The sequence below is a fragment of the Azotobacter vinelandii CA genome (genome assembly GCF_000380335.1).
Taxonomy (GTDB): Bacteria; Pseudomonadota; Gammaproteobacteria; order Pseudomonadales; family Pseudomonadaceae; genus Azotobacter; species Azotobacter vinelandii.
The window spans coordinates 2,207,874-2,221,618 of the sequence record NC_021149.1; the positions used below are offsets into that span (position 1 = coordinate 2,207,874).

The 13,745-nt window shown below is 64.2% G+C and carries 12 protein-coding genes; 9 read left to right on the forward strand and 3 right to left on the reverse strand.

What is annotated here, in order from left to right; translation table 11 throughout:
• Positions 1 to 18: 18 nt before the first annotated feature.
• Together AVCA_RS10090 and AVCA_RS10095 are read right to left on the reverse strand one after the other, a co-directional pair.
• Positions 19 to 999 (reverse strand): ABC transporter permease, encoded by a 981-nt coding sequence (locus AVCA_RS10090; RefSeq protein WP_085930849.1) that lies wholly within the window; start codon positions 997 to 999, stop codon positions 19 to 21.
• Positions 996 to 2,489, reverse strand: a complete 1,494-nt coding sequence (locus AVCA_RS10095; RefSeq protein ID WP_012700800.1) for a sugar ABC transporter ATP-binding protein — start codon at positions 2,487 to 2,489, stop codon at positions 996 to 998. Before AVCA_RS10095 ends, AVCA_RS10090 begins: the two co-directional genes overlap by 4 nt.
• 298 nt (positions 2,490 to 2,787) lie before the next feature.
• Between AVCA_RS10095 and rpiB the strand changes: the two genes are divergently transcribed.
• The 9 genes from rpiB to eno all read left to right on the forward strand — a co-directional run bounded on the left by rpiB (position 2,788) and on the right by eno (position 12,879).
• Positions 2,788 to 3,261, forward strand: a complete 474-nt coding sequence (gene rpiB, locus AVCA_RS10100) for a ribose 5-phosphate isomerase B (protein ID WP_012700802.1) — start codon at positions 2,788 to 2,790, stop codon at positions 3,259 to 3,261.
• A 267-nt stretch (positions 3,262 to 3,528) separates the two neighbouring features.
• On the forward strand, positions 3,529 to 4,224 hold the full coding sequence (locus tag AVCA_RS10105; protein WP_236616374.1) for an HAD family hydrolase: 696 nt from the start codon (positions 3,529 to 3,531) through the stop codon (positions 4,222 to 4,224).
• Positions 4,208 to 5,176 (forward strand): transaldolase, encoded by a 969-nt coding sequence (tal, locus tag AVCA_RS10110; protein ID WP_012700804.1) that lies wholly within the window; start codon positions 4,208 to 4,210, stop codon positions 5,174 to 5,176. Before AVCA_RS10105 ends, tal begins: the two co-directional genes overlap by 17 nt.
• On the forward strand, positions 5,173 to 7,203 hold the full coding sequence (gene tkt / locus AVCA_RS10115) for a transketolase (RefSeq protein WP_050764380.1): 2,031 nt from the start codon (positions 5,173 to 5,175) through the stop codon (positions 7,201 to 7,203). Before tal ends, tkt begins: the two co-directional genes overlap by 4 nt.
• Before the next feature lie 306 nt (positions 7,204 to 7,509).
• Positions 7,510 to 8,184, forward strand: coding sequence for a ribose-5-phosphate isomerase RpiA (gene rpiA / locus AVCA_RS10120; protein ID WP_012700806.1), 675 nt, complete (start codon positions 7,510 to 7,512; stop codon positions 8,182 to 8,184).
• A gap of 321 nt (positions 8,185 to 8,505) precedes the next feature.
• Positions 8,506 to 9,483 carry a sugar-binding transcriptional regulator gene (locus AVCA_RS10125; RefSeq protein WP_085930869.1) on the forward strand — a complete coding sequence of 326 codons (978 nt, stop codon included), beginning with the start codon at positions 8,506 to 8,508 and terminating at the stop codon, positions 9,481 to 9,483.
• A 497-nt stretch (positions 9,484 to 9,980) separates the two neighbouring features.
• Entirely contained in the window at positions 9,981 to 11,426 is a 1,446-nt protein-coding gene (gene pyk / locus AVCA_RS10130; protein ID WP_012700809.1) for a pyruvate kinase, read from the forward strand.
• A gap of 15 nt (positions 11,427 to 11,441) precedes the next feature.
• Positions 11,442 to 11,573: a hypothetical protein gene (locus AVCA_RS27035; RefSeq protein ID WP_012700810.1), complete on the forward strand. Its 132-nt coding sequence runs from the start codon at positions 11,442 to 11,444 to the stop codon at positions 11,571 to 11,573.
• Complete coding sequence (eno, locus tag AVCA_RS10135; protein ID WP_012700811.1) at positions 11,566 to 12,879, forward strand: phosphopyruvate hydratase; 1,314 nt, start codon at positions 11,566 to 11,568, stop codon at positions 12,877 to 12,879. The genes AVCA_RS27035 and eno overlap by 8 nt, the downstream gene beginning before the upstream one ends.
• An 80-nt stretch (positions 12,880 to 12,959) precedes the next feature.
• Here the strand turns inward: eno and AVCA_RS10140 are convergent, their stop codons facing one another.
• Entirely contained in the window at positions 12,960 to 13,526 is a 567-nt protein-coding gene (locus AVCA_RS10140; RefSeq protein ID WP_012700812.1) for a LuxR family transcriptional regulator, read from the reverse strand.
• Positions 13,527 to 13,745: the final 219 nt, after the last annotated feature.

Here is a 13,745-nt window from a genome sequence, read left to right on the forward strand (position 1 = left end):
CGAAGGTTTACGTTTTCTTCAGCGTTTCTTTTTACGCCAAACGTCAACCAATACGGCGATCACGATGATCAGGCCTTTGGCAACCTGCTGGTAATAGGAAGAAACTCCCAGGAGGTTCAAACCGTTATTGATCACGCCGATCAACAATGCGCCAAACAGGGTGCCGACGATATTGCCGCTGCCGCCGGACAGGCTGGTACCACCGATAACCACCGCGGCGATTGCGTCCAGCTCATAGGACATGCCTGCCTGGGGCAGGGCGGCGGTAGTGCGTGCCGTAAGCACCATTCCGGCGAGCCCGGCCAGTACACCGGACACGATATAAACGGAAAACATCACCTTGCGCACTCCGATTCCCGAAGTGCGTGCACTTTTCTCGTTGCCGCCCACGGCATATACATAGCGGCCGTAGGTGGTGTACTTGAGTACCAGGGCGAAGAACAGGGCGACTATGGCAAAAATCACGATCGGCATGCTCACCGGACCCAGGCTGCCGATACCGAGCGCCAGATAACTTTCCGGCAACTCGGTTATCGGGCTGCCATCGTTGAGGATGAAAGTCATGCCGCGAGCGATACTGAGCATTCCCAGCGTGGCGACAAAGGGAGGAATGGAAAGGTTCGCAACCATGAATCCGTTCACCGCGCCCAGTGCCGCGCCGGCGAACATGCCCGCGCTGAGCGAAGCCAGCAGGCCATGATCCTGTGCTGCCACCATGGCGCTACAGAGGCCGGCGAACGCCAGAATCGAGCCTACCGAGAGGTCGATACCCCGGGTGATGACAACATAGGTCATGCCTATGGCGAGAATACCGTTGATGGAGGTCTGTCGAAGGATATCCATCCAGTTGCGCCAGGTCATGAAGTACTCGCTGGAGAGACTCAATATGAGGCACAACAAGACGAATACCAGCGGCAGTCCAAAACGGTCCAGGGCAAGGCGCAGTTTCTTGCGATGCTGGACGATATTGCCGGATAGATTGTTCAGGATGATATTCATGAGGCAAGACTCAATAGGGCTTCTTGGGTAATGGTCTGATCGTTATCGACGGTGACAGCCAGACGACCTGCTTTGAATATTGCTATGCGATCGCTCAGGTGCAGTACCTCGGGGGCTTCTGAAGACACTACGATGGCGGCCCCGCCGGTACGTACGAATTCATCGAGCAAGCGGTAGATTTCCTGCTTGGCACCCTCGTCTATACCGCGGGTCGGCTCATCGCAAAACAAACAGACCGGCTCGGTCGACAGGCACTTGGCGAGCACTACCTTTTGCTGGTTGCCGCCGCTCATGGACGACACCGGTAAATCGAGAGAGGCAGTCTTTATGCGCAAACGCTGTGCCATGCTTTCGGCTAGGTTGCGTTCCTTGCGCATGTTGATAATCGACAGGTTGGACAACTTGTCGTAAGCGGCCAGGGCGATGTTTTCGGTGATACTGCTACCGAGTACCAGACCGGTTTCCTTGCGATCTTCGGTGACCAGCGAGATGCCTGCACGGATGGTCGCGGCCGGATCGCCGATGGGAAGTTCCTGGCCGTTGAGTTGGGCAAGGCCGGCGTCAGGTGCGGTGAGCCCGTAGATGCAGTTGAGGAACTCGCTGCGACCCGACCCCATCAAGCCATAGATACCGAGGATCTCGCCCTTGCGCACTTGCAGGCTAATATCCTGGAACTCGCCATCACGAGTCAGGCCGGCCACATCCAGGCAGATTTCCGGGGTGCACTGGCGATTTTGTTTGTGATTGATCGGCTGCAGTTCGCGCCCAACGATGCCGCGCACCAGATGCCCGCGGTCTATATCGGCCATGAGCCCGCTCTCCACAAAGGCTCCATCGCGAAAGATGCTGTATTCGTCAGCGATCTGCGCCAGTTCGCTAAGCCTGTGGGAGACATAAATGATACCGGCGCCACGAGCGGTAAGCCGGCGAATGGCAGCAAACAACGTTTCGGTCTCGCGCTCGCCGATGGCCGAAGTCGGTTCGTCCATGATCATCACCCGGCAGTCGTAGCTGAACGCTTTGGCAATCTCGACCAACTGCGTTTGCGCGACGCTTAAACGGCGCATCGGCAATTTTGCGTCTACCTCGAATCCCAGGTCGTCCAGCAAGGCCTGGGTTCGACGATTGAGCTCTCGGTTGTCGATGAGGCAATTGACGTGTCGTGGTTCCCTGCCCAGCCAGATGTTCTCGGCGACGGTGAGATCGGGAATGGGCTCCAACTCTTGAGTGATTATGGCGATTCCAGCGTCAAGGGCATCGCTGGGGCGCTGGAAGTGCACTTCGCGACCATCGAGCCGGATGGTGCCGGCATCGCGTTGGGTGATTCCCATGAGGATGCTCAGGAAGGTGGACTTGCCCGCACCGTTTCCGCCGCAGAGAGCGTGGACTGTGCCGGCCTTGAGAGCCAGACGCCCATCACGTAAGGCAGGTACGCCACCGTAGGCCTTAGCGATGCGCTCGGCCTCAAGCAGTAATGTCGTCGACGCCATTGGCGTGTCCTCTTGTTTGGTTCTTGTTCTGGCGACTGATCATATGATCGGTGCGCGATCACATGTTTCTCCATGCGATTGCCTTCGTCAATATTTTTTGAGGAGTTTTGTGAGAATAAAATATCATTAGTTAGCTATTTATGTTTTTTTATTGTTTTTTACGCTAAAAAATTAAATTTTAATTCTGTATTTGTCTTGACAAGATGATGTTTAGAAAAAAGAATGTTCGAACATATTTTCAGTAAGCGATCATTTGATCGTTTCGTGGTCGGTTTCACATAACAGCGGAGAAAGCACCATGAACGAGCCATTTTCTGTGGCTATCGGTTGTGATGAGGCAGGCTTTGAGCTTAAAGAGTTGCTCAAACGCCATATTGAGGATCTGGGCTACAGACTTAAGGATTTCGGCTGCTATTCGACCGATCCGGTGCTGTACCCGGATATCGCCACCGCGGTTGCGACTGCCATTAGCGCCGGCCAGCACCGTCTGGGTGTGCTGATCTGCGGGACCGGCATAGGCATGGCTATTTCTGCCAACAAGATTCAGGGCATTCGCGCCGCGCAGGCGCACGACACCTATTCCGCGGAGCGGGCGCGCAAGAGTAACGATGCGCAGATCGTTTCCATCGGGGCGCGGGTGATTGGTCCCGAGTTGGCGAAAAACATCGTCAAATCCTTCCTCGAGTCGGAGTTCGAGGCCGGCCGTTCGGGGCCGAAAGTAGAGCGGATCAAGGCCGTCGAGAAAGCCGATCGGGAGCAGTCGCCTAAGTAAGGCCGGCGGGGTGTGGGCTGAATGCAGTCTTGTCGAGGATTCATAACGACTCATCCGTGAGTAGTAGAACCCGTCGTGAGATTAACAAGATCGATTTTATCGACCGATCCCAGCACGCTGCTTACTTATCCCTGCACATATGAAAGTGTGTCCGGACTCGGAATCCAGGTTTTCACCCTTTCGGTTACAGCCTGCAGCTCGAGCGCCCGCGAATACTCAGCGCAGGTGCCATTCGAGCTGACAACCCGCGGAATAGGGGCAAGCAACATGGATATGCAGTACGCGATCTTCGACATGGACGGCCTGCTGATCGATTCGGAACCGCTGTGGATGTCGACCCAGGCCGCGCTGTTGCACGAGCTGTACGGGATCGCGCCCGGCACGCAGGACCTGCACGCCTGGAAAGGCGTCAGCAGCCGGGCCTTCTGCGAGGACATGGCCCGCCTGCATGCCGGCCGGGGCGTCGAGGCCGGAACGCTGTTCGAGGCGCTGATCGCGCGCATGGGGCGGGCGATCGTCGAGGCGCCGCTGATGCCGGGCGCCGTCGAACTCATCGACTGGCTGCGCGAGCGGCACGTCGGGCTGGCGATCGCGTCCTCCTCGCCGCTGCCCTTCATCGCGGCGGTGGTGCGCCGGCACGCGCTGCCGATCGCCGTGTTCGCCTCCGGCACCGAGGTGCCGCGTTCCAAGCCGCATCCGGCGGTCTTCGAACTGGCGGCCGAGCGCCTGGGCGCGCAGCGGCACCAGTGCCGGGTCTGGGAAGACTCGCTCAACGGCGTGATCGCCGCCAGGGCCGCCGGCATGCCGGTGGTGGCGGTGCCGGACCCGGCCCATCCCGGCGCGGAGCGCTTCGCCATCGCCGACCGGGTCCATCGCACGCTGCACGAAAGCCTGGCCGAGCTGAACGCCGCGGACCCAGGAACACCAACCATCAAGAGCCCGAATCATGTCCAACCTGCTTGAACAATTGAGACAGCACAGCATCGTGGTGGCGGACACCGGCGATCTCGAGGCGATCCGGCGTTTCGCGCCCGAGGACGCCACCACCAACCCCTCGCTGATCCTCAAGGCCGTCCAGTCCGGCCAGTACGACGGCCTGGTCGCCCGGGTCCTCGGCGAGGTGGGCGGCGCCCGCAGCCCCGAGGCGGCCGTCGACGACGCCTGCGACCGCCTGGTGGTCGCCCTGGGCGAGCGGATCCTCGCATCCGTGCCGGGGCGCGTCTCCACCGAGGTGAACGCGCGGCTCTCCTTCGACCGCGAGGCGAGCATCGCCAAGGCGCGCCGCCTGGTCGGGCTGTACGAGGCGGCCGGCATCGGCCGCGAGCGCATCCTGATCAAGCTGGCCGCCACCTGGGAGGGAATCCGCGCCGCGGAGGTGCTGGAGAAGGAGGGGATCCCGTGCAACCTGACGCTGATCTTCGGCTTCGCCCAGGCGCGCGCCTGCGCCGAGGCGGGCGTCCACCTGATCTCGCCCTTCGTCGGCCGCATCCTCGACTGGTACCGCCAGGCCGACCCGGCAACCGCCTATGCGCCCGCCGAGGAGCCGGGCGTGCGCTCGGTGCGGCGGATCTTCGACTATTTCCGGCGCCACGCTTATCCGACCGTGGTCATGGGCGCGAGCTTTCGCAACGTCGGCGAGATCCTCGCGCTGGCCGGCTGCGACCGGCTGACCATCAGCCCGGCGCTGCTGGAGGAGCTCGCCGCCAGCGAAGGCGTGCTGGCGCCGGCGCTGGCCGATACGGGCGAACGCGAGGCCCGCCCGGCGCAGCGGCTCGGCGAGGCCGAGTTCCGCTGGCAGATGAACGAGGACGCCATGGCCACCGAGAAGCTGGCCGAAGGCATCCGCGGCTTCGAGGCCGATCAACTGAAACTGGAGGCGCTGCTGCGCGCCCGACTCGCCGGAGGTGTGGCATGACCCAGAACCTGAAACCGGGCCGACGCGCCCTGGCCAATGCCATCCGCGTCCTGAGCATGGATGCGGTGGAACGGGCGAACTCCGGCCATCCCGGCGCCCCCATGGGCATGGCCGATATCGCCGAAGTGCTCTGGAACGGCCACCTGCGCCACAACCCGGGCAACCCCCGCTGGCCCGACCGCGACCGCTTCGTGCTCTCCAACGGGCACGGCTCGATGCTGCTCTACAGCCTGCTGCACCTCTCCGGCTACGACTTGCCGGTCGAGGAGCTCAAGCGCTTCCGCCAGTTGCATTCGCGCACTCCCGGGCACCCGGAGTACGGCTACACGCCGGGGGTGGAGACCACCACCGGTCCGCTCGGCCAGGGGCTGGCCAACGCCGTCGGCATGGCCCTGGCCGAGCGGCTGCTGGCGGCGGACTTCAACCGCCCGGGACAGGCGATCGTCGACCACCGCACCTACGCCTTCGTCGGCGACGGCTGCCTGATGGAGGGCATCTCCCACGAGGTCTGCTCGCTGGCCGGCACCCTGGGACTCGGCAAGCTGATCGTGTTCTACGACGACAACGGCATCTCCATCGACGGTGAGGTCGCGGGCTGGTTCAGCGACGACACGCCGGCGCGCTTCCGCGCCTACGGCTGGCAGGTCGTCGAGGCGGTCGACGGCCACGACGCCAGCGCGCTCGAGGCGGCGCTGGCGGCGGCCAAGGCCGATACGGAGCGGCCGACGCTGATCTGCTGCAAGACCACCATCGGCTTCGGCGCGCCGACCAAGGCCGGCAGCCACGACTGCCACGGCGCCCCGCTGGGCGGCGAGGAGATCGCCGCGGCCCGCGAGGCGCTGGACTGGCCGCACGCGCCCTTCGAGGTGCCCGCGCAGATCGCCAGGGCCTGGGACGCGCGCGAGCGCGGGGCGGCGCTGGAGCGGGACTGGCGACAACGCTTCGACGACTACGCGCGGGCCTACCCGGCGCTGGCCGCCGAACTGGAGCGGCGCCTGGCCGGCGAGCTGCCGGCCGACTGGGGCGCGCGGCGCGACGCGCTGATCGCCGGCTGCCAGCAGGCGGCGCGCGAGCTGGCGACCCGCAAGAGCTCGCAGCAGGTCCTGGAAGCGCTGGGCCCGCTGCTGCCGGAGCTGCTCGGCGGCTCGGCGGACCTGGCGCCCTCGAACCTGACCCGCTGGTCCGGCTCCCGCTCGGTCGGCGGCGAGGCGCCCGGGGGCAACTACATCCACTACGGGGTGCGCGAGTTCGGCATGAGCGCGATGATGAACGGGCTGGCGCTGCACGGCGGTTTCATCCCCTACGGCGGCACCTTCCTGATGTTCATGGAATACGCCCGCAACGCCGTGCGCATGGCCGCGCTGATGAAGCTGCGCGCGGTGTTCGTCTACACCCACGACTCGATCGGCCTGGGCGAGGACGGCCCGACCCACCAGCCGGTCGAACAGCTCGCCAGCCTGCGCCAGACGCCGAACCTGGAAACCTGGCGGCCCTGCGACGAGACGGAGACCGCGGTGGCCTGGTGCGCGGCGCTCGAACGGCGGGACGGCCCGTCGGCGCTGGTGCTGTCGCGGCAGAACCTGCCGGCCGCGGCGCGCGACGCCGGGCAGCGCGCGGCCATCGAGCGCGGCGCCTATGTGCTGCTCGACTGCCCGGGCACGCCGGAGCTGATCCTGCTGGCGTCCGGCTCCGAGGTGGCGCTGGCGCTGGCGGCGGCGCAGGCGCTGGGCGAGGCGGGCCGGGCGGTCCGCGTGGTGTCGGTGCCGTGCCTGGAGCGTTTCGAGCGGCAGGCGGCGGACTACCGCGAGGCGGTGCTGCCGTCCGCGGTGCGGGCCCGCGTCGCGGTCGAGATGGCGCGTCCGGAGAGCTGGCACCGCTACGTGGGGCTCGACGGCGCGGTGCTCGGCATGGAGGGGTTCGGCGAGTCGGCGCCGGCGGCGGAGCTGTTCCGGCATTTCGGCTTCAGCGTCGAGAACCTGCTCGCCAGGGCGCAGGCCGTGCTGGCCGGGCTGGAGGGGAGGGCGTAGCCATGTATCTGGGCGTCGATTGCGGGACCCAGGGGACCAAACCAGCCGGGTAACACTCGCTGACGGCGACCATCGACCCCAGGCACCTCGGCGCACTGATCGCCCTGTACGAGCACTGGATGTTCGTGCAGGGGGATCAATTCCTCCGCAGCTCCCATCCGCGGGGCGTGCGGCAAATGCCGCCATGCGGCGTTGTGGGGCTTGGCAGGGAGCAGCCATTGCTGGCGGCCCGACCCGGCGGCATTTGACGCGGTAATACGGATCACGCCAAAACTTCGACAGACCCTAGAGATCGAGCAAAATTTCATGATTCAGGATCAGCTTAAGCAGGCCGTGGCTCAGGCCGCCCTCGATCACATCCTGCCGCATCTCACGCGGCAGAGCATCGTCGGCGTCGGCACCGGCTCCACCGCCAACTTCTTCATCGACCTGCTGGCCCGCCACCGGATGGACTTCGACGGCGCCGTGGCCAGTTCCGAGGCTACTGCCGCCCGTCTGAGGAGCCATGGCATCGAAGTGCACGACCTGAACAGCATCGCCGAGCTGGAGTTCTACGTGGACGGTGCCGACGAGTGCAACGGGCACCTGGAGCTGACCAAGGGCGGCGGTGGCGCGCTGACCCGCGAGAAGATCGTCGCCGCGGTGGCCAAAACCTTCGTCTGCATCGCCGACGAGAGCAAGCGCGTCGATTTTCTCGGCGGTTTCCCGCTGCCGGTGGAGGTGATCCCCATGGCCCGTGGCCACGTGGCGCGCCAACTGGTCATGCTGGGCGGTAACCCGGTCCATCGCGAAGGGGTGGTGACCGACAACGGCAACGTGATTCTCGACGTGTACGACATGCGGATCATCGACCCCAGGCAATTGGAGTCGGATATCAACGGCATCGTCGGGGTGGTCTGCAACGGTCTGTTCGCCGCGCGCCCGGCCGACCTGCTGTTGCTCGGCACCCATAACGGGGTCGAAAAGTTTGGACGTCGGTAAATTTTCTGGAGCTGGATGGGGCAGAAGTTGGATGCACACGATCATTTGAAAGCGGAGCGTTTGCGTGGCCAGTAGTTTAGCGGATGGGTAGTCGTACCCAGTCGTTCCCGGCGGTAAATCATCGGTCGCGGAGCCTGGCTGTTGCGTACCGCCACTGGATTGCAGTCAGTGGCGCACCGAATACCTCTCATGACAGTCCTCGACATTTGGCAGATGCATATGAGGAACTGATGTATCGGTGCGTGCGAATGGTCAAATGGACGAAATAGGTGAATTATAGGGATAATGCCGTTTTCGACAATGATTCGGAGCCGTTCGTACATGAATGACAATGTTGGCCGTGTGACCAATGATGAGTTCGGTCTAATGACCGAAGTGGCCATGCTCTATTATCTGGATAATGTTACTCAGGAGTCCATCGCCAAACGTCTTTCGCTGTCTCGCGTCAAGGTCAGTCGGCTGCTCAAGCGTGCCCGCGATGAAGGTATCGTTGAGGTTCGGGTGCTACAACATCCAACGGTGAGCAATGAGCTGGAGCAGGCGCTGCGGGAGCGTTTTCGCCTCGATCGTGCATTGATTGCATTGGATCATGCCGATCCCGATACCCAGCGTGCCGCAGTAGCCAGCCTGGTTGCCAATTACCTCAACAAGACGCTGGCCGATGGAATGATTGTGGCTGTCGGCATGGGGCGCAATGTCGGCGCGGTCGCGGATAATGTTTTTCTGCCGACAAGCCGCGATTGCACCTTCGTTTGCGCCATCGGCGGCTCGTTGCGAGCGGGTGAATATATGAATCCCGATCATATATGCCGACGTCTGGCGGCGCGCTTCGGCGGTGAAAGTGAAAGTCTTTATGCGCCGGCAATGGTAGCCAATCCTGAACTCCGCAGTCTGTTGCTCGCGAACGATACAGTACGTGCGACACTCGACCGGGCACGCCGCGCCGATCTTGCCTTGATCGGTATCGGCGATATGAGCGAGGACAGTAATCTGGTGCGTATGGGCTGGTTTTCACCGCAAGAGATAGCCCAGGCCCGGCTGTCCGGTACCGTGGGCGACTTGATGGGGTACGATTTCATCGACATTCACGGCCGTCCCGCAGTGAATGCTCTGCAGGAGAGGGTGATTGGCCTCACCAGGCAAGACTTGGTACGTATTCCGGATGTGATCGCCATTGCCAGTGAGAACACCAAGGCGGCGGCTATTTTAGGAGCGCTGCGTTCTGAAACTATCAATACCCTTGCTACGACCGTTACAAATGCTCATACCATATTGGCGCTCGACGGTGCGGCTATGTGAGCTAGCGTGGTGTTTTCTTGCATTCGAGTATCGGCATGATTTGGTGGGTGCGAGACCGGGTGATGGAGGTTGCTTTGCGGCTTATCCATGAGCGGTATGGCCGCATGGCCGGTCCATTGGCTGGATAATGATATTCTCTTCAATCTTCGACTTCGTCGCCTCTCGAGACTGTCGTGTCTTATATGGGGCACAAGAAGCAGCTGGTATAAACGGAAACCTGCTCTCAAGTTCGCGGTTAGGTGCCATTTCAAATTAGGGCGATATGGGCTGTTGATGGTTTCATCGTCATGCTCGAAATATTGTTCGAGACTTGATCCATGGTCGGCGCGCTTGCAAAAGATACCAATATCTTTGTAGGTCATCGATACGCACTGACTCTGCAAGTTAAGTAGTGAGCAGGGTGCCGTTGTCGGTGGCTGAATGTTCAAAAGGGGCAGTCTATCGACTGTTTCGCTCAGTACTTTTTCATAAGAAATTCCCTCGGAGGAATGAATGCCATGCAGCGCAGAACCAAGATCGTCGCCACCCTCGGCCCGGCCACCGAAACCCCCGAAGCCATCGAAGGCCTGGTCAAGGCCGGGGTCGATGTGGTGCGCCTGAACTTCTCCCACGGCAAGGCCGAGGAACACCAGGCCCGCGCCACCCTGGTCCGCGAGATGGCCGCCAAACACGGGCGCTTCGTCGCTATCCTCGCCGACCTGCAGGGACCCAAGATCCGCATCTCGCGCTTCGCCGACGGCAAGGTGCTGCTGGAGAAGGGCCAAACCTTCGTCCTCGACGCCGCCCTCGACAAGAACGCCGGCGACGCGACCCGCGTCGGCATCGACTACGAGGCGCTGATCACCGACAGCCGCCCCGGCGACATCCTGCTGCTCGACGACGGCCGCGTGGTGCTCGAGACCCGCGAGGTCAAGGCCAGCGAACTGGTCTGCGCGGTGCGGGTCGGCGGCCCGCTGTCCAACAACAAGGGCATCAACCGCCAGGGCGGTGGCCTGTCCGCCTCGGCGCTGACCGACAAGGACTGCGCGGACATCAAGACCGCCGCCGCCATGCAGGTCGACTACCTGGCGGTGTCCTTCCCGCGCGATGCCGCCGACATGCAGCACGCCCGCCGCTTGATGCAGGAGGCCGGCGGCAACGCCGGGCTGGTGGCGAAGATCGAGCGCGCCGAGGCGGTGGCCGACGACCAGGTGCTCGACGGCATCATCCTCGCCTCCGAGGCGGTGATGGTGGCGCGCGGCGACCTGGGCGTGGAGATCGGCGACGCCGAACTGGTCGGCGTGCAGAAGCGCATCATCGAGCGGGCGCGGGTGCTCAACCGCGCGGTGATCACCGCCACGCAGATGATGGAGACCATGATCACCCAGTCGCTGCCGACCCGCGCCGAGGTGTTCGACGTGGCCAATGCGGTGCTCGACGGCACCGACGCGGTGATGCTCTCGGCCGAGACCGCCGCCGGCGCCTACCCGGTGGAGACCGTGGAGGCCATGGGGCGGATCATCCTCGGCGCCGAGCAGCACCCGCTGGCGCACCGCTCGAAGCACCGCCTGGACCAGGTGTTCCACCGCATCGACGAGACCATCGCGCTGTCGGCGATGTACGCGGCCAACCACCTGGAAGGGGTCAAGGCGATCGTCTGCCTGACCGAGAGCGGCGACACCCCGCGGCTGATGTCGCGGATCCGCTCGCACCTGCCGATCTACGCCTTCTCCCGGCATCCGCGCACGCAGAGCCGGGTGGCGCTGTTCCGCGGGGTGCACCCGATCCCCTTCGAGGCCGATCGGATCGCCGAGGCCGAGCTGAACGCCCGGGCGGTCAAGGAGCTGCTGCAGCGCCGCCTGGTGGCCGAGGGCGACCTGGTGCTGATCACCAAGGGCGCCGGCCATGCCCAGGGCGGCACCGACACCCTGCGCATCGTGCGCGTGGGCGACGTCATCCATTGAGCGGAGGGGGCTTCGATGCAACCGAGCGAACCTCAGGACTGGCCGCGCGACTTCGACATCCGCGCCTCGCATGCCGAACAACAGGAGCTGCTCGCCGCGGGCGAGGCCGTTCCAACCCCTGCACAGGACCCGACACACGATGAGTAACCCCAGCACCTCGATCCAGCACGTCGCCGCCCGCGAGATCCTCGATTCGCGCGGCAACCCCACCGTCGAGGCGGTGGTCACCCTGGCCGGCGGCGCCACGGGGGTGGCCAGCGTGCCCTCCGGGGCCTCCACCGGCAGCCGCGAGGCCCTCGAATTGCGCGACGGCGCGCTGCGCTATCAAGGCAAGGGCGTGATGAAGGCGGTGGACAACGTCAACGGCGCGATCCGCGAGCGGGTGGTCGGCCTCGACGCGCTCGACCAGCGCGCGGTCGACCAGGCCATGCTCGAACGGGATGGCACCGACAACAAGGCGATCCTCGGCGCCAACGCCATCCTCGCCGTGTCCCTGGCTACCGCCAGGGCCGCCGCCGCGGCCCGCGGCCTGCCGCTCTACGCGCACCTGGCCGAGCTGTACGGCAGCCCCGGCGAGTACAGCCTGCCGGTGCCGATGATGAACATCCTCAACGGCGGCGAGCATGCCGACAACAACGTCGACCTCCAGGAGTTCATGATCCAGCCGGTCGGCGCGGCCAGCTTCAAGGAAGCGCTGCGCATCGGCGCCGAGGTGTTCCACACCCTCAAGCAGGTGCTTGCCGAGCGTGGGCTGAGCACCGCGGTGGGCGACGAGGGCGGCTTCGCGCCGTCCCTGTCCTCCAACGAGGAAGCGCTGGTGGTGATCCAGGCGGCGGTCGAGCGCGCCGGCTACGTGCTGGGCCAGGACATCACCCTGGCGCTGGACTGCGCGGCCTCGGAGTTCTACCACGACGGGCAGTACCGGCTGGCCGGCGAGGGCAAGGCCTTCGACTCCCGGGGCTTCGCCGACTACCTGGCGGGCCTGTGCGAGCGCTACCCGATCGTCTCGATCGAGGACGGCCTGGACGAGAGCGACTGGGCGGGCTGGGCCTACCTGACCGAAAAACTGGGCGACAAGGTGCAACTGGTCGGCGACGACCTGTTCGTGACCAACCCGAAGATCCTCCGGGAAGGCATCGAGCGGGGCATCGGCAACTCGATCCTGATCAAGTTCAACCAGATCGGCAGCCTGAGCGAGACCCTGGAGGCGATCCGCCTGGCGCAGCAGGCCGGCTACACGGCGGTGATCTCGCACCGTTCGGGGGAGACCGAGGACACCACCATCGCCGACCTGGCGGTGGCGACCCGCGCCGGGCAGATCAAGACCGGCTCGCTGTGCCGCTCGGACCGGGTGGGCAAGTACAACCAGTTGCTGCGCATCGAGGAGGCCTTGCAGGGCAAGGCGCCCTATGACGCCTCGGCGCTGCTGAAGCGGCGCTGCTGCAGCCGCTGAATCCGTTCGGACGGTCGATGCGCCCGGCAAGGCCGGGTGCATCGCCTTGTCGCGCTTCGCCGAAGCGCTTCAAGCCGAAGTCAGTTCAGAACGATGATTTTCGACACCAGATCGGCACTGTTCTTCGCCGCCAGTTTCTTCATCAGGCGCGCCCGGTGCACTTCCACGGTGCGGTGGGAAATGCCCAGCTTGCGGCCGATCTCCTTGCAGGTGAGGCCGTTGACGATGTGCGCCGAGATTTCCCGCTCGCGGGGCGTCAGGTTCACCGCCGCGCGTATGGGCCGGTCGATGCGCTCGAAGTGCCAGACCATCAGCCGGAAGGGCTCCTCGGGGGTCAGCGTGTAGCCGTCGGCGTGCGCCCAGAAGACTTCGCCGCCGCTCTGCTGCATGAAGCGTTCGTCGGAGTAGGAGCGACTCCGGCGCAGCCGGCTCAGGCAACGCTCGCCGATCGCCCGGTAGTCGGCGCGCGAGGGGTAGAGGCGCAGGATCGACTGGCCGAGCAGTTCCCGGCGCTCGTAGCCGAACAGGCATTGGAACGCTTCGTTGCAGTCGAGTATCAGGCGATTTCCGGTGATCACCTGCGGCGCCGGCGAAACGCGGAACGCCAGGCTCGCCAGATCGCCGGGCGCGGGCGTGAGTGCTGTCATTGCCTGTCCTTCCCGTTGCCTTCATCTACAGCCTAACCGACCCGCCCGGTCCGGCAACCGATACGCACGTCCATACGTAGTTGCACGAATGGCAGGCATGCCGGGGGTGCGCCATCGTGAATCCGGCACATTGAGGATGCCGCCGCGCATCGCTCGGTGCCGCCGTTCCAGTCTCACGACAACGACGGGAAACCCTGGCGAAGGCCGCCTTGCCGGCCG